Source organism: Nitrospira sp. Nam74, from assembly GCF_965152615.1.
The window spans coordinates 1,584,125-1,604,912 of the sequence record NZ_OZ224220.1; the positions used below are offsets into that span (position 1 = coordinate 1,584,125).

General features: G+C 55.8%; 24 protein-coding genes. 13 read left to right on the top strand and 11 right to left on the bottom strand.

Features of this window, described 5'->3' with window-relative positions; all coding sequences use genetic code 11:
• Positions 1–171: 171 nt before the first annotated feature.
• Both ACWHYZ_RS07630 and mazG read right to left on the bottom strand, forming a co-directional pair.
• Positions 172–807, bottom strand: coding sequence for a hypothetical protein (locus ACWHYZ_RS07630; RefSeq protein WP_447986682.1), 636 nt, complete (start codon positions 805–807; stop codon positions 172–174).
• A 19-nt stretch (positions 808–826) separates the two neighbouring features.
• Complete coding sequence (gene mazG, locus ACWHYZ_RS07635; protein ID WP_447986683.1) at positions 827–1,675, bottom strand: nucleoside triphosphate pyrophosphohydrolase; 849 nt, start codon at positions 1,673–1,675, stop codon at positions 827–829.
• Between the two features lie 393 nt (positions 1,676–2,068).
• On the opposite strand from mazG, the gene ACWHYZ_RS07640 reads away from it, so the two are divergent.
• From ACWHYZ_RS07640 to ACWHYZ_RS07655, 4 genes are all read left to right on the top strand, one after another.
• A complete protein-coding gene (locus ACWHYZ_RS07640) occupies positions 2,069–2,335 on the top strand; it encodes a DUF1844 domain-containing protein (protein WP_447986684.1) in 267 nt (88 codons plus the stop codon).
• 94 nt (positions 2,336–2,429) lie between these two features.
• Positions 2,430–3,731 (top strand): tetratricopeptide repeat protein, encoded by a 1,302-nt coding sequence (locus tag ACWHYZ_RS07645; RefSeq protein WP_447986685.1) that lies wholly within the window; start codon positions 2,430–2,432, stop codon positions 3,729–3,731.
• Between the two features lie 110 nt (positions 3,732–3,841).
• Positions 3,842–6,133 (top strand): ATP-binding protein, encoded by a 2,292-nt coding sequence (locus ACWHYZ_RS07650; protein WP_447986686.1) that lies wholly within the window; start codon positions 3,842–3,844, stop codon positions 6,131–6,133.
• 46 nt (positions 6,134–6,179) lie between these two features.
• Complete coding sequence (locus ACWHYZ_RS07655; protein WP_447986687.1) at positions 6,180–7,577, top strand: sigma-54-dependent transcriptional regulator; 1,398 nt, start codon at positions 6,180–6,182, stop codon at positions 7,575–7,577.
• Positions 7,578–7,639: 62 nt separating this feature from the next.
• Here ACWHYZ_RS07655 and ACWHYZ_RS07660 read toward each other — a convergent pair whose 3' ends face one another.
• Positions 7,640–8,116: an arsenate-mycothiol transferase ArsC gene (locus ACWHYZ_RS07660; RefSeq protein WP_447986688.1), complete on the bottom strand. Its 477-nt coding sequence runs from the start codon at positions 8,114–8,116 to the stop codon at positions 7,640–7,642.
• 111 nt (positions 8,117–8,227) lie between these two features.
• Between ACWHYZ_RS07660 and ACWHYZ_RS07665 the strand changes: the two genes are divergently transcribed.
• Complete coding sequence (locus tag ACWHYZ_RS07665) at positions 8,228–8,947, top strand: lytic transglycosylase domain-containing protein (RefSeq protein ID WP_447986689.1); 720 nt, start codon at positions 8,228–8,230, stop codon at positions 8,945–8,947.
• A 176-nt stretch (positions 8,948–9,123) separates the two neighbouring features.
• Here ACWHYZ_RS07665 and ACWHYZ_RS07670 read toward each other — a convergent pair whose 3' ends face one another.
• The gene (locus ACWHYZ_RS07670) at positions 9,124–9,600 is read right to left on the bottom strand and encodes an NUDIX domain-containing protein (RefSeq protein ID WP_447986690.1); all 477 of its coding nucleotides are present in this window, start codon (positions 9,598–9,600) and stop codon (positions 9,124–9,126) included.
• A 79-nt stretch (positions 9,601–9,679) separates the two neighbouring features.
• On the opposite strand from ACWHYZ_RS07670, the gene ttcA reads away from it, so the two are divergent.
• From ttcA to ACWHYZ_RS07690, 4 genes are all read left to right on the top strand, one after another.
• Positions 9,680–10,570: a tRNA 2-thiocytidine(32) synthetase TtcA gene (gene ttcA, locus ACWHYZ_RS07675; RefSeq protein WP_447986691.1), complete on the top strand. Its 891-nt coding sequence runs from the start codon at positions 9,680–9,682 to the stop codon at positions 10,568–10,570.
• Between the two features lie 109 nt (positions 10,571–10,679).
• Entirely contained in the window at positions 10,680–11,507 is an 828-nt protein-coding gene (locus ACWHYZ_RS07680; RefSeq protein ID WP_447986692.1) for a methyltransferase domain-containing protein, read from the top strand.
• A gap of 227 nt (positions 11,508–11,734) precedes the next feature.
• Positions 11,735–12,589 (top strand): hypothetical protein, encoded by an 855-nt coding sequence (locus ACWHYZ_RS07685; protein WP_447986693.1) that lies wholly within the window; start codon positions 11,735–11,737, stop codon positions 12,587–12,589.
• 4 nt (positions 12,590–12,593) lie between these two features.
• Complete coding sequence (locus ACWHYZ_RS07690; protein ID WP_447986694.1) at positions 12,594–13,025, top strand: hypothetical protein; 432 nt, start codon at positions 12,594–12,596, stop codon at positions 13,023–13,025.
• Here ACWHYZ_RS07690 and ACWHYZ_RS07695 read toward each other — a convergent pair.
• The 3 genes from ACWHYZ_RS07695 to ACWHYZ_RS07705 form a co-directional block, all read right to left on the bottom strand.
• The gene (locus ACWHYZ_RS07695) at positions 13,018–14,475 is read right to left on the bottom strand and encodes an MFS transporter (RefSeq protein ID WP_447986695.1); all 1,458 of its coding nucleotides are present in this window, start codon (positions 14,473–14,475) and stop codon (positions 13,018–13,020) included. The two genes, ACWHYZ_RS07690 and ACWHYZ_RS07695, sit on opposite strands and share 8 nt — an antisense overlap.
• Positions 14,476–14,576: 101 nt before the next feature.
• Positions 14,577–15,140 carry a peptide-methionine (S)-S-oxide reductase MsrA gene (msrA, locus tag ACWHYZ_RS07700; protein WP_447986696.1) on the bottom strand — a complete coding sequence of 188 codons (564 nt, stop codon included), beginning with the start codon at positions 15,138–15,140 and terminating at the stop codon, positions 14,577–14,579.
• Between the two features lie 100 nt (positions 15,141–15,240).
• A complete protein-coding gene (locus ACWHYZ_RS07705) occupies positions 15,241–16,017 on the bottom strand; it encodes a hypothetical protein (RefSeq protein WP_447986697.1) in 777 nt (258 codons plus the stop codon).
• A 594-nt stretch (positions 16,018–16,611) separates the two neighbouring features.
• Between ACWHYZ_RS07705 and ACWHYZ_RS07710 the strand changes: the two genes are divergently transcribed.
• Positions 16,612–16,923 carry a DUF3175 domain-containing protein gene (locus tag ACWHYZ_RS07710; protein WP_447986698.1) on the top strand — a complete coding sequence of 104 codons (312 nt, stop codon included), beginning with the start codon at positions 16,612–16,614 and terminating at the stop codon, positions 16,921–16,923.
• Between the two features lie 50 nt (positions 16,924–16,973).
• Here the strand turns inward: ACWHYZ_RS07710 and ACWHYZ_RS07715 are convergent, their stop codons facing one another.
• From ACWHYZ_RS07715 to ACWHYZ_RS07725, 3 genes are all read right to left on the bottom strand, one after another.
• Positions 16,974–17,528, bottom strand: a complete 555-nt coding sequence (locus ACWHYZ_RS07715; RefSeq protein ID WP_447986699.1) for a hypothetical protein — start codon at positions 17,526–17,528, stop codon at positions 16,974–16,976.
• Positions 17,529–17,594: 66 nt separating this feature from the next.
• Complete coding sequence (locus tag ACWHYZ_RS07720) at positions 17,595–17,960, bottom strand: nucleotide pyrophosphohydrolase (protein ID WP_447986700.1); 366 nt, start codon at positions 17,958–17,960, stop codon at positions 17,595–17,597.
• A 155-nt stretch (positions 17,961–18,115) separates the two neighbouring features.
• The gene (locus ACWHYZ_RS07725; protein ID WP_447986701.1) at positions 18,116–18,643 is read right to left on the bottom strand and encodes a hypothetical protein; all 528 of its coding nucleotides are present in this window, start codon (positions 18,641–18,643) and stop codon (positions 18,116–18,118) included.
• 136 nt (positions 18,644–18,779) lie between these two features.
• Between ACWHYZ_RS07725 and ACWHYZ_RS07730 the strand changes: the two genes are divergently transcribed.
• The 3 genes from ACWHYZ_RS07730 (at position 18,780) to ACWHYZ_RS07740 (ending at position 20,465) form a co-directional block, all read left to right on the top strand.
• On the top strand, positions 18,780–18,926 hold the full coding sequence (locus ACWHYZ_RS07730) for a hypothetical protein (protein WP_447986702.1): 147 nt from the start codon (positions 18,780–18,782) through the stop codon (positions 18,924–18,926).
• Complete coding sequence (locus tag ACWHYZ_RS07735) at positions 18,923–19,348, top strand: hypothetical protein (protein ID WP_447986703.1); 426 nt, start codon at positions 18,923–18,925, stop codon at positions 19,346–19,348. The genes ACWHYZ_RS07730 and ACWHYZ_RS07735 overlap by 4 nt, the downstream gene beginning before the upstream one ends.
• Positions 19,349–19,409: 61 nt before the next feature.
• The gene (locus tag ACWHYZ_RS07740) at positions 19,410–20,465 is read left to right on the top strand and encodes a methyltransferase (protein WP_447986704.1); all 1,056 of its coding nucleotides are present in this window, start codon (positions 19,410–19,412) and stop codon (positions 20,463–20,465) included.
• Here the strand turns inward: ACWHYZ_RS07740 and ACWHYZ_RS07745 are convergent.
• Positions 20,365–20,781 (bottom strand): hypothetical protein, encoded by a 417-nt coding sequence (locus ACWHYZ_RS07745; RefSeq protein ID WP_447986705.1) that lies wholly within the window; start codon positions 20,779–20,781, stop codon positions 20,365–20,367. The two genes, ACWHYZ_RS07740 and ACWHYZ_RS07745, sit on opposite strands and share 101 nt — an antisense overlap.
• Between the last annotated feature and the right edge of the window lie 7 nt (positions 20,782–20,788).

Sequence of the window (20,788 nt, forward strand, 5' to 3'; positions counted from 1 at the left end):
TGTGGGCAACTCTCTTGCCGTAGTCTAAACGCCTACTCTCTGTTCGGTGTTGGCAGGATGCCCAACTTTTAGGCATTGTATAGCGCGAGATGTCCACCACAAGATATTGGTGTCGTACGTAATTATTCTCGGCTTATAGTTGGCTTGGGCAGAACCTGTGCATAGCTGTGGCTATGAGTTGCCAAACACCCGTCGGAAATGTTTGGAATGGACCCCCGACTCATCGGCAAATCCCAGCGATCCCTGGTCGGGATTCCCGGTATCGTGGAGATCGATCCGGTAGTGGCCACGGACGTGTTCCATCGCAAGCTCAAATGGAACGGCTTGCGGGTATAATTCGCCCGGCGCATGGGCTCCGCGTGCCAAGACACGGATCGCATCGGCAGTTGCATACTGTCGGTCAGAAAAAATGTAAATGTCTGCAATAGCATGTGACCCAAGTTTGTGCCCTGGCGTCGTGGGTGGAATTCCGAGATCGACGAGGGTATTGCTTAGACGCGCCTCGCGAAGTTTTTTCACGAGGCCTACGATCTGGCTGGCAGTCGCTTGTGGCGGGACAAGCAGGCTGACCGCGTTCATATCGGGGACGGTTGCGGCGACAGAAAACATAACGGGAGGGGCATCGGGTTCCTCGTGAATCCGCTGTGCGGCTTCGGGATTCTCTGGAACGGTGCCCTGCTTATCTTTTTTGGGGTTCGGGATGAAGAGCATGATGAGAACCCATAACCCGATAATCACGCCGAACAGCACCAGGGCCGGGTGCGCCCCCGCCCGTTTGCCTTCTTCGTAAGCGTTGCCTTTATCCATAATCAATCGACGCGTGAAATCAGGAGTTATTGGACTCGGTGGGAACCGGCGTACGGCGTTTCGCCTGTCCCCAGAATACATCCAATTCCTCCAAGGTCATGTCCTGAAGCGATCGGCCGGCCAGCGCCGCCTGGGCTTCCATATATTGAAACCGGTCGATAAATCGGTTAATGGTTTTTCTCAGCGCTTCTTCAGGGTTGATCTTGAGAAAGCGAGCGACATTCACGATCGTGAATAAGACGTCTCCAAGTTCCGATTCAACGTGCTCTTTAGCCTCAGTCGACGTTGACGGTGCCGTTGTTGTACTAGCCGCCATTGCGTCACGGAATTCTCGCAACTCTTCTTCCAGCTTTCCCAAGACGGGCGTTAAGTCGGACCAGTCAAATCCTACGCGAGCAGCTCTGGCTTGTACTTGATAGGCGCGCAGGAGTGCGGGAAGAGTTTTGGGAACGCCGTCTAACGCGGAGCTGTCCTGCCCCTTTTCCTCTCGTTCGTTCCGTTTAATCTGTTCCCAGCGGACCTTGACATCGTCTGCGTTGAGGCTTTCTTGTTTCTGTTCCGTGGTCCCGAAGACGTGAGGATGGCGTCTGACGAGTTTTTCCGCCAGGGTATGAATCACATCGTCTATTGAAAATTTCTCTTGCTCGGTTCCGATCTGGGCATGAAAGATCACCTGCAACAAGACGTCGCCCAATTCCTCACGCAAGCGCGTGATATCGGTATGGTCGATGGCTTCCAGCACTTCATAAGCTTCCTCAACCAAATAGGGCTTCAACGACCCATGGGTCTGCTTTCGATCCCAAGGACACCCATCTGGCGCTCGCAGTCTCGCCATCAACTGCACAAGATCGTCAAATGATTTCGACATAGCAGCCGGGTGCTCCTTCTGCTCCTCTTTTATTCTGACCCATCCCAGGCGCGCCAAGACGCCCTAATCCCAGGCGAGCACTTTCTGAACGTGCGCGGTGCGCGAGCATAGAGGGACATCCGATTGCCCCTCCGCTCATCCATTATTATGGATTTCCGTTTGCGATTCAATGTGCCCTGTGGTAAAAATGTGAGAGCTTACGCGTGGATAGAAAATGGTGTCGAGATGAGTGACGAAGAATCTAAAGCATTTGTCATCCGTGATCGTCGTGGTCGGGGAGAGGAGAAGGAGGCCGTTGCTTCCAGCTCTGCCCCTACTTCTTCCGCTGCGCCGTCTTCTGGGGCTCCTCGAGAAAGCGCCACATCAAAGACCGCACCAAGTCATGAAGGCGCTATGCCCGTGACTTTTTCCGGCTTTATCTTTTCCCTCAGCACGTCGGCGATGATGTTGATGGGGGAACAGCTGGATCCGCAACAAGGGAAGATGCCTGTCAACCTGCCTCAAGCCAAAGAGATCATCGACATTCTTTCGATGTTGGAAAGCAAGACACGAGGGAACCTGACGACTGAGGAGCAAGCCGTACTGACGGACATGCTGTATGCTCTGCGAATGAAATACGTCGATGCGGCCTCGGGCACGCACTCGCCCCATTCCTCGTAGCCATTGCTCTGAGCCAGCGCTTCTTTCCTTTTCAAGACGTCGCCGCTTTCAGTTCTCAATCGTCGCAACGCATTTCCATTGGAGCACATGACCGGTGTTTCGTCATTTCACGCTCATCCTGAGCCTCCTCGTTCTTGGATCCCGACCGTCCGTTGACGGCATTGCTATTGATTCATGGCGAGGCGACGTTGACTTCTATGCCAAGCGTGCCGATCCTGCTCAGGAAACCCCAGCACCTCCGTTTGATGCAAGCGCGGCGACAACGCCAACCATCAATCCAAGCCATAGTGTTCGGGCCGTACTATCGGCTGGCTCCGAGGGGATCGCCCTATCTCGTCCCCGCTCGGTGGCCATCCCTGACGAACGACGTGCCGACGTCGAGAGAGGATGGGCCTTGATCCAACGCCGTAACTATCGCGGTGCCATTCAGGCCTTCAACAAGGCCAAGGCTGGGTCATTACACGATCCACGAGTATTTTTGGGCCTCGGTCTGAGTTACTATCGGTTGGTGCAATACGATGCGGCGGTTGAGAATGTAAAGCGGGCCCTTCGCCTCGACGCGGGCATGGACCAGGCGCATATCGTGCTCGGCGATGTCGCGTTCATGCGCGATCAGCTTGCCGATGCCGTCAGCCATTACGAGTCGGCATTGACGTTAAATCCTAATGACGTCTCCATTCAGGACGGACTCTTTCATGCGCGTCGAGCGCAACAATTCGAAGCAGACTTTGCACGTATCGTGACCCCGCATTTTATCGTAAAATGCGCTGAGGCACAGCGCCTGAGGATGAAACGCCTCGCTCATCGGCTGGAAGTCCTCTACGAGGGAATCGGAGAACGATTGCAACATCGGCCGAAGGAGAAGATGATTGTCGTGCTCTATTCCGATGGTGCCTTTCAAGCATTCACAGACAGTCCATCGTGGGCCGGCGCTGCGTTCGATGGCAAAATTCATCTGGCGGCCGGACGCGTGCTACATCCATCACCGGAAGCAGAGGCCACGCTGGCGCATGAATATGCACACGCGCTCGTGCATCGTCTTGCCGGGGGCCGTGCTCCGACCTGGCTGGACGAAGGACTGGCGTTATACTTCGAAGGCCGCGCACCCTCTTGGAGTAGCACGATTCTCGATCGTCCGCAGACTGAATTGACGCCGCTGCATGCCTTGCACGGGAGTTTTCTCAGTCTTTCGCCTCGTGAGGCCACGTTAGCCTATGCAGAAAGTCTCAGCGCCACACGGGCCCTCATTCATCGCTACGGGTGGTCACGAGTTCGGCGCTTGTTAGAGGCCCTCGTGCAGGCTGATGAATTTAGTACGGCATTTGAAACAGTCTTGAAAGAACCCTATCATGTGTTCGAGGCCTCCTGGGCTGCGACGCATCAGCGGAGTCTGTGATGGCAGATCGATTTCATTCGCGATCGGAATCGACCGTAGAATCTCCGCCGTCCAGGGATCTTGCGCCTTCCGGCATACGATCCGCTCCACCGCTTCTCTTTGAGCCGCCCATGTCGCAAGAAGACACGGTGGGGCGTCCTGAAGAAGTGGTCAGCGAACCGGACAGACGCGGTCCGCATCTTCGGCCAGTCTGGGTCGTCTTGCTCCTGCTGGTTCCTTCGCTCGTCCTCACCATGTATTACTCCAAATACGGCACGCCTGGGACGGCTGAGCCTGATTCGCTCCTGCCGACCGCCAACTATGCCTTCGTGTTGTTGCTGATCAACCTGGATCTCATCGGCTTGGTCGTGCTGACGCTGCTCTTGTCCCGCAACTTGATCAAGACGTATTTCGAGCGCCGGCATCGTTTACTGGGGGCCGGCTTTCGCACGAAACTGGTGGCCGCGTTTATCGGGTTCGCGTTGATCCCGACGGTGCTACTGGCGGTCGTTGCGAGCGGGTTGGTGAATAAGGCCGTGGATATGTGGTTCAACACCCAGGTGGAACAGGTGCTGAAGGATTCGCACGAGGTGGCGCGGATGTATCGTGATGGCCATATTGCCCTGGCGGTCACCAGCGCGCGCGCAATTGGCCGCGAAATCTTCCGAGAAGACATGCTGACGCCCGAGCAGCGCGATCTTCTCGTGGCGGCGATGGCGCGCAAACGTGCCGAGCATAATGTCGCCGGCGTGGAAGTGTTTTCTCCCAAAATGGAGACGCTCACGAAGACGCTCAATCCCGACGTGCCCTCGACGGTCCTTGATTTGCCGGTCGGGCAGCTCGTCTTGCAAGTATTGAACAGCAATCGGGAACTTACCTCGGTGCAGGAATCGCAGAACGGGCGTTTGATTCGGGCAGGCGTTCCGATCCCCTCGAATATAAAACACGGCGCAGTGGCCGGCGTTGTCGTGGTGGACGACTATCTGCCCGAATCGCTCTTGGCAAAATGGGAAGCGATTGCCCGGCAGTATAACGAGTACAAGCAAATTAAGGCGATGAAAAATCCAATCAAGGCGGGGGCCTATTTATTTGTCGGCGGCATTACGTTGATGATTCTGTTTGGAGCCACCTGGTTCGGGTTTTATGTCGCTCGCAGTATCACGGTGCCGATCCAACGGCTCGCGGAGGCCACGAATGCGATTGCGCGAGGAAACTTGAATGTGCAAATTAAAGCCAAAGCTACCGACGAGATTGGAACGCTCGTGGATTCCTTTAATCGCATGACGCAGGACTTGCGAATAAGCAAATCCAAATTGGAAGAAGCGAATACGTCCTTGACCCGATCGAACCAGGAGTTGGATGACCGGCGGGCCTATACGCAGGCCGTGGTCGATACGATAGCCGCCGGCGTGTTGTCTATCGATCAAGTTGGGAGGATTACGACGTTCAATCCGTCTGCCGAACGCATTCTTGGCGTCACCGGAGAGCAGCTTCGAGATCGCCCGGTGAACGAGGCGTTCAAGGCACGGGGCTTGGATCTCTTTCAGAGCGCGTACGAGCGGGTGCTGGCGGATGGCCGTGACAGTCTTACGCTCGAAGGTCAAATGGACATCGAAGGCAAGTTCTTGACCGTGGGCTTGAACTTGTCCAGGATGCGGAATGAATCGGGAGAAGATCTCGGGTTCGTTTTTGTCTTTGAGGATTTGACGGAACTGATCAAGGCGCAGAAAGTGGCCGCCTGGCAAGAGGTGGCGCGCCGGGTTGCGCATGAGATTAAGAATCCCCTAACACCCATCCAGTTGTCCGCTCAGCGGCTTCGTAAGAAGTTCTTCGAAAAGGCGCCTGATTTCGAGGCCATCTTCGACGAATCGACCGAAGTCATTGTGAACGAGGTTGGAAGCCTCAAGCAGATGGTCGATGAATTTTCAAAATTCGCGCGTTTGCCGTTGCCGCAAATGGCCCGGCAATCGCTCCATGAGGTCATGCGTGAAGTGGTGGCGCTCTACAACGGCGCCCACCGCGACATCGAATTTCACCTGGCGTTGGATGACCGGCTCCCGCCGTTGAATTTCGACAAGGAGCAGATCAAGCGGGTCTTCGTCAATCTCTTCGACAATGCCATTCAAGCCATGAATCAGAAGGGCAGCGTCTTGGTCACGACGCGGTACGATACGAAGAAACATCGTGCCGTCGTGTCCGTCGCCGACGAGGGGGTCGGGATCAATCCGGAGGATCAGGAGCGTTTGTTCGTGCCGTACTTTTCACGGAAGAAAACCGGCACCGGCTTGGGATTGGCTATCGTGCACCGCATCATTACCGATCACGATGGACAAATTCAGGCAGCCAACAATCAGCCGAAGGGTGCCGTCTTTACGTTTGAATTGCCGGTGGAAGGGATAGCTGTCGGCCGCCAGCATGGCTGACGGCTGATCATTGAAAGCTGATGGCTACATAGTCTCACGGGGGTCCATGTCTGAATCCATTCTAATTGTCGATGATGAAGTGGCGATTTTGAATTCCTTGAGCCCGATTCTTGAGGATGAAGGCTATCAAGTGACGGTCGCCAAGAGCGGCGCCGACGCATTGAAGATCCTAGCGGCCGAGCCGCCCGATCTGATGCTGTTGGATATCTGGATGCCCGAGATGGACGGGCTCGAGACATTGAAGCGCGCCCGTGATCAGATGCCGAAGGTGCTGATTGTGGTGATGTCCGGCCATGGATCGATTGAAACGGCGGTCAAGGCAATCAAGCTGGGCGCCTATGACTACATTGAAAAGCCCTTATCGTTGGAAAACGTGACGCTGAGGATCCGCCATGCCTTGGACCAACGACGACTGGAAGAAGAAAATCAGACCCTCCGAACGAAGGTCGAACGACGGTTCGAACTCGTGGGCGCTTCCCCCGCGATGCAGCGGCTTCGACAATTAATTGCCACCGCCGGTCCCACCAACGGCCGCGTGTTGATTTCCGGCGAGAATGGAACGGGAAAGGAATTGGTGGCCCGTGCTATTCATGTCGCCAGTCCTCGGCGCGACCGGCCTTTTGTCGCCGTGAATTGCGCAGCTATCCCAGAAAATCTCATCGAAAGCGAATTGCTCGGGCACGAACGCGGCGCTTTTACGGGAGCGACTGTGCAAAAGCGCGGGCAATTCGAACAGGCCGACGGCGGCACGCTGTTTCTGGACGAGATCGGCGACATGAGTCTCAATACGCAAGCCAAGGTGCTGCGTGTGCTACAGGAGCAACAGTTTACCCGGGTGGGGGGCACCAAACTGATTAAGGTCGATGTACGGGTGATCGCCGCCTCAAATAAAGACCTGGCGCAGGAAATCGGCAAAGGCAATTTTCGGGACGATTTATTCTATCGGCTCAACGTGCTACCGATCGAAGTGCCGCCTCTGCGTGAACGGCGCGAGGACATTCCCTTACTGGTCCGGCATTTTTTGCATGCGCATGCAGAAGAGCAGGGCCTGAAACCCAAGGAGATCACACCGGACGCGTTGGAACTTCTCAAGCAATGCGATTGGCACGGCAACATTCGCGAACTCCGCAACCTTATCGAGCGGCTCATGATCATGGTGCCCGTCTCTCTCATTGACGCCTCCCATGTCGCCATGTTCATGCAAGTGCGTCCCTCTGCGGTCGCTGCTCCCGGTCAGGCTACTTCCGGCGGCCCTCTGTTAGCCGTGAAGAATTATGATTCCCTCCGGGATGCCCGCAACGCGTTCGAGCGGGACTATATTGGCCGGAAACTGCGCGAACATAACTGGAACGTCTCGCGTACGGCCGATGATCTCCAAATCGAACGCAGTCACCTTCATCGCAAAATTAAGCTTCTCAATATCGAGTTGCGGTCAGAAGGGTAATCGGGGGCCATTGATCGCTATTGCGCCGCGGCCTCGGAAACGCGATGCGATTATGGCTGGTTCTATGGGCCTTCGCGTTCCGGAAGTGAGGCGAGAAAGACCGGCATTGTGCTCCAGATATAATCGATGACCGACAGCACGTAATCACGGGAGGCTTCGAGATTGACCTGCCAGTCTGGAATGGCCTCGTGCAGATCGAGAATAGGTTCGCACTTTTGAAAGCAAATCTCGTTAAAGAGCCGAACGTCGCGATTAAAGTGTTGGCGGATACAGTCGCGGTGGTTGAGTCCCATGGCGACCGGGAGCGTCGCGCTGTCGAGCATATCCAGAGTTAATCGACGTGGGATATGGTTGGAGGGGTCGGTGCCTCTGGCCATGAGGCGCTCACGGATCAAGGGATGGATTTGTTGGGGAAGGGCCTCAGTGCCGGCCGATCCGACGATGTAGGGCGACGAGCGGCCAAGCAAAGATTTCAAGGCATATTCGGCGACCATGCTCCGAAAGATATTTCCGCTGCAAATGAATAAAATGGATGTCATAGGGAAAATGTCTTCTATGCCGTGCATAGCGGATAGTTTGTCATGCCATTGTACACCCTATGAAAGAGGTCGGCTTGAAAGCCATGTAGGGGTATCTTATGATAGCTGGCCATGCCCAAGGTAGCCCGGTCTAAACTTTCCCGACGCAACGATTGGTCCCCTATTCGGGCGCTAGTTTTCGTGTGCCTGCTTGTGTTTGCCACCGGGATGGCCTATGCGTCCTGGAGTCCCGACATTCGTATGCAGCGTGTGCCGATATCTCTTCATCTCGGCGAGGTATCGGTGAACACGTGGTCACAGTGTTTGCGGGAAGCCGCATTTGTCAGCGGTGTTGATCCGGCTCTCCTGCAAGCGATTGTGACCGTGGAGTCCGGCGACCATCCCTATGCCTTCGGCTGGTTCGATCGCCAGGGGACCCGCCGAACGTACAAGGCCGCGAACTATACGGCTGCCGTGGCGCAGCTTGATGCACTCGAACGTCAACAGATTCGTTTCGATGTGGGCTTGGCACAGGTGAACAGCCGCAATCTTGGGGTATTGGAACGACGGACAGGCATTGCTCCGGTACGGGCCTTGGACCCTTGTACAAACTTGCATTTCGCCGGCGTCATTCTTCGCGAGCAAATCGGCCGGCATGGGGCGACCTGGCGTGCAGTGGCAGGATACAATGGCGCCTTGTCGTACGTTCCCAAGGTTCGGCGGGTGTATTGTGCCCGTGTGCCGGATTCATCGGATTGCCATCGCGCAGTGCCGTTATCGGAATTGCTGTGCGAGCCCATTCCCGTGTCCCAGACCGAGCGATACTTTCGCGTCGTCCGCACCCGAGTCTAACGGGATGTTGAAAAAGACCCCGGGCTTCGTTCTCGCATCGTTCAAGGTCTCAACGGAACACAACGGTACGCCTGGGTCTCTCTGTGTTGCGGTTTCGCAGGGAGAAAGAGTGCGCCTGGGCGCGCGTGTGATCTAGCGGCCTTTTTGAACATCCAGCACCTTTCATGCCGCACTCCTCATCCGCCAGTGAATCGACCCAATGTTCGTTGAAGTTCAACCAGGAAGGGAATCTGCCCTTTCAAAATACGTTGAGTCGCTTCTTCGATGGAAAACCATGCCGCGCGATCGACTTCAGGGAAGGTTTGTTGTTGACCCGAGCGAGGCGGCCATTCCATTGAAAAGGTGTTGGAGATGATGGTAGCGGGATCCGCGTCTCCTTCGAATGCCCAGGCCCGTATGACTTTTCCGCCGGATTGTGTGGCCGGTGCCAGCTCGACGAAGGGCGGCTCGTCGGGTTGAACGCCAGTTTCTTCAGTGAACTCCCGTTGTGCCGCTACGAGGGGATCTTCATCAGGTCGGTACTCTCCTTTTGGGATAGACCACGCGCCAAGATCCTTTTTCCTCCAAAACGGGCCTCCTGGATGAACGAGAAACACTTCAAGCGTCTCGTTGCGTCGTCGGTACATGAGCAGGCCGGCGCTTGTTTTCCCCACGAGGGTATTCTAGCAACTCATGGAGAGAGGATCTCTCTACTTTTCTGGAACGAGTACGGTACAATGGGCCCCGTTCACCATGAGTAAAGCTGTCGAACAGAAGCGAATCGTGCCGCGGGTTGGCAAGCTGACCGACGAGATTGAGAAACTGCAAACGCGCTTGTGCCGGCAAGTCGGGCAAGCCATTGCAGATTACGCCATGATCGCCGATGGCGACAGGGTCATGGTATGCCTCTCTGGCGGCAAGGATAGTTATGGACTGCTTGATATTCTCTTGGTTCTGCGGGGGCGAGCGCCGATTGACTTTGAACTGGTCGCCGTCAATCTGGATCAGAAGCAGCCAGGCTTTCCAGCACGGGTGCTGCCTGACTATCTCACCGGCCTGGGCGTGCCCTTCCATATAGAAACACGTGACACGTATTCAATCGTCAAACGCCTTATTCCGGAAGGCCAGACGACCTGTTCCCTCTGTTCACGTCTCAGACGCGGCCATCTCTATCGTATCGCGTCAGAACTGGGCGCGACCAAGATTGCGCTCGGGCATCATCGCGACGATATTCTCGAGACGCTCTTCCTGAACCTGTTTTATAACGGCAAGCTCAAAGCCATGCCGCCAAAACTGCGGTCCAAGGATGGACGCCATATCGTGATTCGACCACTGGCGTATGTGAAAGAGGCAGACTTGGCCGCTTACGCTGTTCTGCGGGAGTTCCCCATCATTCCCTGCGATCTGTGCGGATCGCAAGAAAATTTACAGCGGAAGGCGGTCAAACTGTTGTTGCGAGAATGGGAGGAGCGTGCTCCGGGCTGCAGTGACAGCATGTTCGCCGCGATGGCGAATGTCGCTCCGTCCCTTCTCATGGACCGCACGTTATTTGATTTTGCCTCACTCCGTGCTGCCGGAACCGGCGAAAGAAGCAGCAGCCATGCGTCTGAGCACGACGTCGACGAAGGCGACGCACTTCTCTGAGGGCCGATTGGTGGAGCATGACCCGTGCACATGTCGAAGCATTTCCAATGTGGTTCCACGAGCCCCATCATTCTAGGCTTCTGTTATAAGGTGAGATGAAGGTGGGGAGATGACGAATTCAAAAGCGCCCACGATCACGATCAAAGAATCCTACACCCCTGGGTACACCCCGGTCGCTATTCGCTACATGATGCGGCGCCATGCTGCACGCGATGCGGCATTTTTCCTCCCTCTGCTCAAACCATGGATGACGGTGCTCGACTGCGGGTGTGGGCCGGGCACGATCACGATTGGTCTCGCTGATGCTGTGACTTCCGGAACAGTCGTTGGCGTGGATGTCGAACCCAGTCAAATCGAACTGGCGAACAAGACCGTACAGGACCGCGGATTGCAGAACATTCGCATTCAACAGGCCAGCGTGTACCGGCTCCCGTTTCCTGACAATACATTTCATGCCGTCTTCTCGCATGCCTTGTTCGAACATTTGGCTGATCCTTCAGCGGCCTTGTCTGAGATTCGGCGCGTGCTGATGCCGGGCGGATTGGTTGGGATTGCAAGCCCCGATTGGGGCGGCGTGCTCATCTCTCCGCCGGATGCGCAAGTCGATCAGGCGATGCAGCTCTATACCCTGCTTCAAACGCGGAATGGTGGCAATCCGTTTGTGGGCCGTGAGCTGGGGCCACTGTTACAAACGACGGGATTCGTAGATGTCACGCTCGCCGCAACCTATGATTGTTACGAACGGACGAGTCTCATTTGCGACCTTCTGGCGGAGCGTATCGGGACTTCGGCAGTCCCCGGCGCTGCGCCGGGGATCGGCATGTTAGATGCTATGGCCATCGCAAAACTAGTGCAGGCACTCGAGCGCTGGGCTGAACGCCCCCAAGGGCTCTTCGCACAAAGTTTTGTCACGGCGGTGGGCCGCGCCGACAAATAAGGCTGTATGCCGCTCGAAAATGTCGTGTGGTTCTGACATCCTTGTGCCTTCAAACCTGATTATCTAAGACGGTAGTCTTCACTATGCTCCCTCTGACGAACCCACAGGTCATCGCCAAGCCTTCTGAAAGGATCCCATTGTACGGCCCGGCCCGACATCCCTTCCGTTCGTTATCGCTTTGTTCCAGTCTCTGTCTGTTCCTAATATGCTGGTGCGTACTCGGTCCGATGGGGGCTGCTGACGGGGCGCAGTTACGTGTTCGCAAGGAACTTCTGGTCCAACAGTCCGATCGGGCGTTGATGAACGTGACGGGCCGCCTGGAGTATGTCGATACCATTGCTGAAAAGGGAGACTGTGGGATTCAAGCATCACTTCGCGTCCCGGAGATCAATGTGGCTGTGGTAGGCGAATGGATCAATGCCTGTTCGACGAAACTGGAGCCCAACGAGATCGTGGCGTTGGCTGAGAATGGCGAGGTGCCCATCGAAGGCGTCTTTCGCATTTGGTTCGAGCGTGTTGGCAGCAAGGATGAGGTCTTGTCCGAAGAAAAGGAGTTGGAGCCGTACACCGATGCGAACCCCAAACATGCCATCGAAATCGGCCCCGTCGTGTTGGTCGCGCAGCGACAGTTCTATGATTCGATCCGGGCGATGGAATGGTTCGACTTTGACGTGCATGGTCCCCCGGCTCTCCAGCGCTTGTTGAAGCGAAAAGTCACCATCGAAGGGTATGAAGCCGAGGATGGGACACCCTATGTCTCCATTGAAAGCGCAGGGTCTCTCCCGAACCATTTTCAGCTGAAAGCGGTCCTGCGATCGAGACCGACGAAAACCGAAGACGGCTATACAGCCGTGATCGATATCCTGGATAAACAGAAGACGATCGTGCCGGGGATACGCATCTTCAGTATCGGCGGCACGAAGGCCAATGATTCGTTGAAAAGCCTTAAGAGGAATGCCGAGTTTTCCTTCTGGGGTATCACGCGAATCGATGCAAAAAAGGCGTTAAAAGCCGTGGAAGATGATGCCGGGTACCACATTCCTATCCCGCTTGAATTCGTCCTCCTCGACATTCATAAATAGAGCCGTGAATTTCCCGGCCGAGAACAAGGAGACGGCGCAATCCTGGCCGCCACTCTGCTCTATCGGCGTGGCCATTGCGGTCATGCTGGTCGTTCCGGCCATTCTCTATTCGATGGCGCCGGAAGGACCGATCCGAGAGGGCGATACGGTGTTTGGCAGCGGGCGGCACACGGTGGTCTTGGCACATCCCACCGACTATCAGCGCGCAGGCTACGAGAATACATGCGTACTGGAATTGCGCGACCCGCTATTGGTGATGAGCAGACCGGCGGACTCTCAAGCAGGTCCGTTTCGAGCGCAAGTCCAAGGCAAAACCAAACTCGAATTTCCGTTCTGTCCACCCCAGGCTGAAGTCATCCTAAAACCTTATCATGTGTTTCAGAAGCCCAGTCTGCTGACCGACCTCAAGGATAGTCTGAGCCGGCTCTTCAAGTAGTCGCTTCGCCGGACGGCTCCTGTGCCGACAAGGGCGTGGCGATATGTTCCAGCGAACGCCGTTCGGCTTTGACCCCCAGAAATAACTCCACGATCGCCCCAATCAGCATGCACCCGGCCCCGATCAGATAGCCATAGAACACGCTCGTGGCCGATGTTTCAATCAGCTTGCCGAAGAGCCAGGGAGCCACGATGCCCGCTCCTTGTCCGACGATATAGAAAAAGGCGATCGCCATTGCCCTGATCTCCATAGGAAATATTTCGCTGACAGTGAGATAGGCGGCACTTGCACCGGCGGAGGCGAAGAAAAAGATAATGGACCAGGCCAGTGTCTGGGTGAGCGAGGTGAAATAGCCTTGCCAGAATAAGTAACCGGTCAGGGCGAGCAACAGTCCCGAGACTGCGTACGTGAAGGTGATCATCGGCTTACGGCCGACGGTATCGAAGAAGCGTCCGAGCAGGAGCGGGCCGAAGAAATTCCCGATGGCAAAGGGCAGGATATAGAGCCCGATGGTACTGCTCGGTACGCCATAAAACTTCGTCAGGACGAACGGATAGGTGAAGGACAGGGCGTTGTACATGAAGGACTGCGTGACCATCAACGTGATGCCGAGCACGGTCCGGCGGGGGTACGTGCGGAACAATTCCCGGATCACGGTGCGGAAGGTCGCATGCGACTGTCGATGCACGGTGATGGATCCTTCTGCCTCAGGCAATTTGTCAAGTTTTTCATCTTGTATCACCTGCGTCTCAATGGCCTGAACGATTGTCTCCGCTTCCTGCACTTGTCCATGCGTCATGAGCCACCGCGGGCTTTCCGGAACGATGCGGCGGACCAATACAATGCAGATTCCCAGGATGGCGCCGAACGCGAAGCAGAGCCGCCAGCCAAGCGGCTCGGGAATGAGATTTGGATTTAGGAGAACAAGCGTCAGGAGTGCACCGGCAGCGGAGCCCAGCCACCAACTACCGTTGATGGCGAGGTCGGTATGCCCCCGGGCGCGCGCCGGAATCAGCTCATCGATGGCCGAATTAATCGCCGCATACTCTCCGCCAATGCCGGCGCCGGTGAAGAAGCGGAAAAACATGAAGCTCCATAAGTCCCATGAGAAGGCGGTGAGGACGGTCGCCACCAGATAAAGCACCAGGGTGATCATGAACCATTTCTTCCGCCCCTGCCGGTCCGTCAGGTAGGAGAAAAGAAATGCGCCACAGACCGCTCCGGTCAGATAGGCCGACGCCGTGAGCCCCACCTCCGATTCACTCAAGCCGAGCGTCGTCGGATGCGTAAGTACGGGGCCCAGCGCACTCACGATGGAGACTTCGAGGCCGTCGAGAATCCACGTGATGCCGAGCGCCGTGACGATCAACCAATGCCACCGCGACCACGGCAGGCGATCCATGCGCTGCGGAATATTCGTGCTGACGGCGGGGTGGGCGGCAGCAGCCATGCCGCTGGTTTTATCACTATTAGGTCTTACGTGCTGTCAGTGCACGGGTGTGTGACGGTAGGAAGAGGGTGGCCGCGGTGAATGAAGGGAACGGCAGTAATTTAAGACTTCAATTTTTCCGCGAACGATTTGCGGAACTTGGCGAGCTTAGGACCAACGACATAACTGCAGTAGGGTTGAAATGGGTTGCGGGCGAAATATTCCTGATGATAGTCCTCCGCCATATAGAAGGGGCTGGCTGGCACCACTTCAGTGACAATCGGCCGGGTATAGAGTCTTTCGTTCGTCAGCCCCGCGATAAGCTCTTCCGCAGCGTGTTTCTGTTCCGGCGAATGGTAAAAGATCGCCGAACGGTATTGCGTGCCGACGTCGTTGCCTTGTTGATTCAGCGTGGTCGGATCGTGGATGGCGAAGAACACTTCGAGGATCTCTCGGAACGTCACGGCCTTCGGATCAAACGTCAGCTGCACGACTTCCGCATGACCGGTCCGTCCCGAGCACACCTCCTCATAGGAGGGATTCGGCTTGGGGCCTCCCATGTAGCCTGACTCGACGGACTCTACGCCCTTCATCTGGTCATAGACTGCCTCGAGACACCAAAAGCATCCTCCGGCTAGTGTGGCCGTTTCCTTTCCATGCGGGATGGTCGCGCGTGTGTCACTCATAGTGCGGCTCCTCTATTGGTCAGCAGAAAGAAGATGAAGCCCGATGGCTATTTATAGCATCGGGGACCGGCGGGTTGCCAGGGCGTGTGGAAGCTGAAACTCAGCGCGGTGTGTCTGCCGTCGATGCAGTGGGTGAAGGCCACACGTTCGACGTGGTCTGCTCAATCCGCCATGTCGGCCCATTCAAATACAGCGGGCCTTCAAACCCACCAAAGGCCGGCACCTCATCGGTCACCAACCAAAAATGGTAGTGGAAGGCGCTCGGCAGTTTGCCCAACAGCTTGCCAAAAAACATGGTCAAGCCATCCAATTTGGGTTCCAGTGCGTACTGCGTCATTTGCTTCACGAAATCGCCGATGCGGATCGTCGTTTTCGCGGCAGGAATCAGCTTCAGCGCGATCACTTTCGGCTCGGGTGTGAAGGCGATGAAGTGCACGGTTTCGCCATGATCGGCCCTTAAGTTTCGGAGCAGTGTCATGACCATGCCGTTCGAGACATCATTCGGGAGGTCAAGCCGGCCGGTAAGCGATGTGGCGGCCGATCCGTTCTGAGACGATTGCACCCGGTAGGCTTTCGTTTTTCGATCCATGGCAAGATCGATGGTGGTGGGGAATGAAGGGCCGCGTTGGATCAATGTATAACTCTGCAGCAAGAAAACGCGGTTTTGTGTGAAACTGACGCGTTCATCGTGCAGCGATCCATCTTTGAAGCGGAAGATGAGCTGACTCTCCACGAGATTCCCACGGGCGTTCTGAATCATCTCACCGTCTGCCAGCCGATCTCCCCGCTCGTCTCGGACCGTCAAAAACCCATGAGTCGTCCCTTCCAGGAATCGCACCGGAACCGGCGCCCCCGTCGCAGGGAGAACGGTCGTCATGATCAGGCCCACGAAAAAGGCCAGCGTCAATAACCTGTATTTCACGTTTCGGTGAACAGTCTATGGGTAAAAAGTGCGCTGCGAGAGTCGATCGTACAAACATTCGGCATGTGTCGACTGGTCGACTGAGCGCTATAGAAGCCTCCGGCCCGATGTAGGTGGGCCGCCGTGTTTATTTTGCCTTCAGGTCTAGTGAAATCCCTAGCTGAGAGAGCTTTCGGCTGAAGCCGTCGGAGGTATTCAACGTGTGGACCATCCGTCCATCGGCCCGCGCGTAGGAAATGAGTCCACCGTCCGCAAGAGGAACGACCACGACCTTATCTTTTGCCGCATGGCTGGTGAATGTTCGCGCGTGGCAATTCCTTGCTACGAGCGCCTCTAAAGGTACCGATTGATCCGTAGCGACCAAAACAAACCGGCCCGGACAATGCCGAATGGGCCTCCACTGCCAGCGATCCAAAAGGGTTTGGATATACAATGAGACGATCCCCTCTCCTATTCTATCAAAACTGTTGTTCAGGCGAGAGGTGAGGGATTTGCCTAAACTCCGAGTCGGTACTCAACATCCTTAGGATCATACGGTATGATAATCGTATGAGTCCTTCTCGCAAACAGTCGCACAAGAAGACGTCCAACCGGAAACGGTGGTCAGGAGAAGTGACGAGACATAGCAATGCGTTGGATCTCGAAGACGGTGTCTTTAAGAAGGGCAGCCCGCGCCAGATCGCGCTCTCGCTGAAACGTTCCGCTGAATCCAGCACCCGCCGGAAGAGCAGTCCGTATCGATCAGCTATGTCGATGCTGACTTTTTACATCAATCGGGCAGGCAAGGCGTTAAATGGCAAACAAAAACGTCTGCTGGAGGAGGCGAAGGAGGAGCTTCGGAAGGTGTTCGGAAGAGAGTAGCAAGCGGTTGTGCAATATACCAGTTGCGTGGCGATCCTCACATGGCGCCATCATTTGGCCGATGACGAGATCGGTTGCTCGCGGATGAGTTGGCCGCCGATATAGAGCGCTTGTTTGACCGAGCGTCCCGACGTGTCGTAATAGAGCACGATCGTCATATCGTCCTCAGGAAAGAACTCACTCCAGAGACCTTCTACTTGCCCGGAGCGGCACTCCACCTGTTTCCAAATACGATTGCGTGCCCGGTCTTGTCCGCTTCGGTATGCGGTGTAGATGCCGTTTGTCTTTGCTTCTTTGCACACCGTTTCGATTGAACGTGTGACAGCGGCGGTGTCCAGCCTTAGTTCATGTCCCTCTGGTCCCAGGAATAAAATCGTTTGAGGACCGCCACGGGCCCTCTCGCCCTGAAGGCATTTTTGCAGCGCATCTCCCTTCAGGCCAGGGCAGCGCGCCTCGGCAGGGGATGTGGCGAAGAGATAGCCGATTGCGATGAGAATGAAGGCCATGACGCGCATCATTAAGGTCTCACCTGCTGCGAGGTTGTAACAGGTCTTTCCGTATCGGGCATGAGCGACATCCGGTTCACAACATTCTCCTTTCGCCATCGTTCAGTGTGTATCTTACTATGGCGATCATTGCCGTGCATTCAGAAAACGCCGGACAACACTGCTTTAAGAGTGGCCGTCGGACGCTTTCGGTCGTTGCGGTTGACCACGGGACAGGTCGGCGGGATAATTCTTCCGGTTCACGATCAGCTTCTTTGTGATGGCATCATACAAATCGATGCCGGCGCGCTCGCAGAACAGTAGTAACGCCATGCCGACGTCAGCGGCTTCCGCCGAGACGCGGCTATGTTTCTCGACGGCTTGGGTGAATTGATCGGCTTCGGCATTGGGAACCCAACGATATTCTGCTAGTAATTCGCCGGCTTCAGATGCGATGGCCATGGCGAGATTTTTTGGGTCATGGAACTGTTGCCAGTCTCGCTCCCTGACGAACTGACGAATCTCCTGTAAGACCGCTTCAAGACGATCCATGGCGTGCTCCTTCTGCAAGCGGCCGTGCTTCAGGTCAAACTGTTCTGTAAGCAGAATCGAAATAACGATCACAACAAGCGGCAGGCTAACAAACGGCAGCAGGGCGGTCAAACCTAGTTCAGTGCAATCGACAACACGCGTGAATCCTGCAGATGCTAAGGCGCTTTGGCGGCTGAAACCGGTTTGGTATCGGGGGCCGGCATAGGTTTCGGAACAGATGAGGAACGTTTTGCAGCCGGTGAATGTGACTGATCATGCTGCAGTTGGACTTGATCGAGGCTCATTTTCATACGAGTGAGGGCTGTCTGCACATCGGCCACCTCGGCATGCATTTGCTCCCATGGCGCTGAATTCACCATCTCCTTCCGGAAGCTTTGAAAATTCTGCGCGAGCGCGTCCAGCCGTTCGGTAAAGTGCGCTAAATCCTCATCTCGGAAGTGTTCAATTTCCGTCAAGACCCGGCTCTGCCGGCTTCGGACTTCCTGATCCATGGTTTGGAGTTTGAGTTGGAGCGTCTCGATCTGCTGCGGGAGGACGCGATGGTCTGCTGTCATCGTGGCCATCTGCTGCTCCAGGTCGGAGATTCGATTCCAGAGCTCTCCGGTACAGCCCGTCAGCATGATGATAAGACCCGCCACGAAGAAGCCCTTCACAGGTCGGTTCAATCGGTAGACAGATCTCATACGATCCTCCGCCTTAATCACGTCAACAGAAAATCCGCGTTTCACCTGGTAAGTATACCTGATCACGTCCAATTTTCCCGTTTTCCAATTCATGGGAGATCGAGGCAGATCGCCTTCCGTCTGCGGAGGGACAAGGATGATGGCGGAGCATCGTTATATTGGTGAAATTAGGGCAATCGAAGAAGGGTTTTGGCGATCTTCGCCTGACAAGCATGATGCCGAAAAAAGCCAAGAGACCGCACTCTGGATGATTTCGCTTCAGAAAGGTAAAATAACGGTATGAGTCTCCCCCATTCGCCGAGTCCCCTGTCCGAAGCCCTGCGCCGGGAACTGAAGGATCTCCGTCACGGACTGTTGCGGCTCCACAAGACGCTGCTTGATTCTGAGCAGGTCACGTACGAACGCATCCATGGACGAATCGGATCATCGGGCCACCTTCTGCAGTTAGTGATGAGCGATCCATGGTTTGCCTGGCTTCGTCCCTTGTCACATCTCGTCGTGAGGATCGATGAAATGATGGAGGCGGAACAGGAGACGACCTTGCCGGATATCGCGAAGATCCTCATGGAGGTTCGAGAGTTGCTCAAGGCGTCCGAAGTCGGCGAGGGCTTCGAGCGGAACTATTATGAGGCCCTCCAGCGCACTCCTGATGTGGTCTTAGCCCACGCTCACGTCAAAAAGCTGCTCACGTTAATAACGGTGTAGGGCTCCTCGACCGACTTCCGAATGGCGTATTGAAGAGATGAAGCGTCGCAAGCCTGCTGGTATGTCCTCACGCATTGCTCCTCTCAAGAATTTCGACGCCTTCCGTGACGCCATTGCGACCTACCGGCTGCCTCGCATTCTATTCACGGCATTAGATCTGGACCTGTTCACCGTCATGGGCACTCGCGCGTGGACCATCCCAACTTTGGCCACGCAGCTTCATGTCAGTGAGCGCGGGCTTGATATTCTTTGCCGGAATTTAGCTGGCGCGGGGGTCTTGGTGAAACAACGGCAGACGTATCGAAATGGTCGCGTTGCCGCCACGACTTTGAGTGCGAACAGTTCCGACTATCGGCGCGGCTACATTAATTTGATGCGGGATCAATGGACGGATTGGGGCAAGCTGACGGAGTCCGTTCGGAGCGGCCGTCCTGTCGAGGACGACAAGCATCAGGGTGACGATACCTATCGACGAGAGTTCACTTGGGCCATGCATCATCGGTCGATTGATGTGGCGCCTGCCGTGGCGGCGCAGGTGAATTTGAAAGGCGTTGAAACGCTCTTGGATCTGGGCGGTGGTCCCGCCACGTATGCGCTGGAGTTCTTACGTCGCAATTCAACGCTCCACGCCACCGTGGCCGATCGTGCTCCTGCCCTTGATGTCGCGCGTGAAATTGCTGCGTCGGTGAAGCATGGACGCCGACTGGCCTATGTGCCGCTCGACTTCCTGAAGGATGACATTCCCGGTCGATACGATGTCATCTGGTTTTCAAACGTGCTTCATATCTATTCAGCAGAAGAGAACCAACGCTTGTTTGAAAAAATGGCGAGTGCCCTCAACCCCGGCGGACGTGTGCTGATTCAGGATGCCTTTCTTGTCGATCCCGATGGCCTGTGGCCACAGGAGGCGAATCTGTTTGCGGTGACCATGTTACTCTTTACCGAGGCAGGCAATACTTATAGCGTCGCGGACACGACCGCATGGCTGCGGAAGGCTGGGTTTGACCGGGTGCGGCCTATTCCTTTGAGGAAGGGGAGCGGGGATTGGGAGCATGGTTTGCTGGAGGGGAGGCTGGCCGGAGGACGTCGAGAAACCCGCGTCCGCCGATCGCGATGAGCAGGAAGTTCAGCGAACCGGTCAGCCCGCTCAGCATCAACACCGTCGAGTGACCGTCCGCCCTTGTCAGTTCCTGCACCACCGTCGATATATCCAGCGCCAGCCCGATCGTCCCATACATGACCGCCGCCATTAGGGCCCATCGTGCTCTGGCAAGGAGGAACGCGATCAATGTGATCGGGATGGCGAACAAGAAGCCATTCCATCCCACGCCGCTCATGTGCGCGTCGGTCGCGCTAGATTCTTGGAGAGTGGCCACGAGTGAGACGAGGACAAGCGTGACCAGAACGATGACCACGCCGAGATGAGATCTCATGTACGAC

Excerpts from the sequence above, each read along its gene's own strand:
- ACWHYZ_RS07725 (WP_447986701.1), bottom strand. The coding sequence starts at position 18,643 with ATGAGATCTGTCTACCGATTGAACCGACCTGTGAAGGGCTTCTTCGTG.
- msrA (WP_447986696.1), bottom strand. The coding sequence starts at position 15,140 with ATGAGTGACACACGCGCGACCATCCCGCATGGAAAGGAAACGGCCACA.
- ACWHYZ_RS07740 (WP_447986704.1), top strand. The coding sequence starts at position 19,410 with ATGTCCTCACGCATTGCTCCTCTCAAGAATTTCGACGCCTTCCGTGAC.
- ACWHYZ_RS07720 (WP_447986700.1), bottom strand. The coding sequence starts at position 17,960 with ATGGATCGTCTTGAAGCGGTCTTACAGGAGATTCGTCAGTTCGTCAGG.
- ACWHYZ_RS07640 (WP_447986684.1), top strand. The coding sequence starts at position 2,069 with ATGCCCGTGACTTTTTCCGGCTTTATCTTTTCCCTCAGCACGTCGGCG.
- mazG (WP_447986683.1), bottom strand. The coding sequence starts at position 1,675 with ATGTCGAAATCATTTGACGATCTTGTGCAGTTGATGGCGAGACTGCGA.
- ACWHYZ_RS07650 (WP_447986686.1), top strand. The coding sequence starts at position 3,842 with ATGTCGCAAGAAGACACGGTGGGGCGTCCTGAAGAAGTGGTCAGCGAA.
- ACWHYZ_RS07715 (WP_447986699.1), bottom strand. The coding sequence starts at position 17,528 with ATGGCGAAAGGAGAATGTTGTGAACCGGATGTCGCTCATGCCCGATAC.
- ACWHYZ_RS07745 (WP_447986705.1), bottom strand. The coding sequence starts at position 20,781 with ATGAGATCTCATCTCGGCGTGGTCATCGTTCTGGTCACGCTTGTCCTC.
- ACWHYZ_RS07705 (WP_447986697.1), bottom strand. The coding sequence starts at position 16,017 with ATGACGACCGTTCTCCCTGCGACGGGGGCGCCGGTTCCGGTGCGATTC.
- ACWHYZ_RS07735 (WP_447986703.1), top strand. The coding sequence starts at position 18,923 with ATGAGTCTCCCCCATTCGCCGAGTCCCCTGTCCGAAGCCCTGCGCCGG.
- ACWHYZ_RS07680 (WP_447986692.1), top strand. The coding sequence starts at position 10,680 with ATGACGAATTCAAAAGCGCCCACGATCACGATCAAAGAATCCTACACC.
- ACWHYZ_RS07730 (WP_447986702.1), top strand. The coding sequence starts at position 18,780 with ATGATGGCGGAGCATCGTTATATTGGTGAAATTAGGGCAATCGAAGAA.
- ACWHYZ_RS07660 (WP_447986688.1), bottom strand. The coding sequence starts at position 8,116 with ATGACATCCATTTTATTCATTTGCAGCGGAAATATCTTTCGGAGCATG.
- ACWHYZ_RS07630 (WP_447986682.1), bottom strand. The coding sequence starts at position 807 with ATGGATAAAGGCAACGCTTACGAAGAAGGCAAACGGGCGGGGGCGCAC.
- ttcA (WP_447986691.1), top strand. The coding sequence starts at position 9,680 with ATGAGTAAAGCTGTCGAACAGAAGCGAATCGTGCCGCGGGTTGGCAAG.
- ACWHYZ_RS07655 (WP_447986687.1), top strand. The coding sequence starts at position 6,180 with ATGTCTGAATCCATTCTAATTGTCGATGATGAAGTGGCGATTTTGAAT.
- ACWHYZ_RS07665 (WP_447986689.1), top strand. The coding sequence starts at position 8,228 with ATGCCCAAGGTAGCCCGGTCTAAACTTTCCCGACGCAACGATTGGTCC.
- ACWHYZ_RS07685 (WP_447986693.1), top strand. The coding sequence starts at position 11,735 with ATGGGGGCTGCTGACGGGGCGCAGTTACGTGTTCGCAAGGAACTTCTG.
- ACWHYZ_RS07710 (WP_447986698.1), top strand. The coding sequence starts at position 16,612 with ATGAGTCCTTCTCGCAAACAGTCGCACAAGAAGACGTCCAACCGGAAA.
- ACWHYZ_RS07695 (WP_447986695.1), bottom strand. The coding sequence starts at position 14,475 with ATGGCTGCTGCCGCCCACCCCGCCGTCAGCACGAATATTCCGCAGCGC.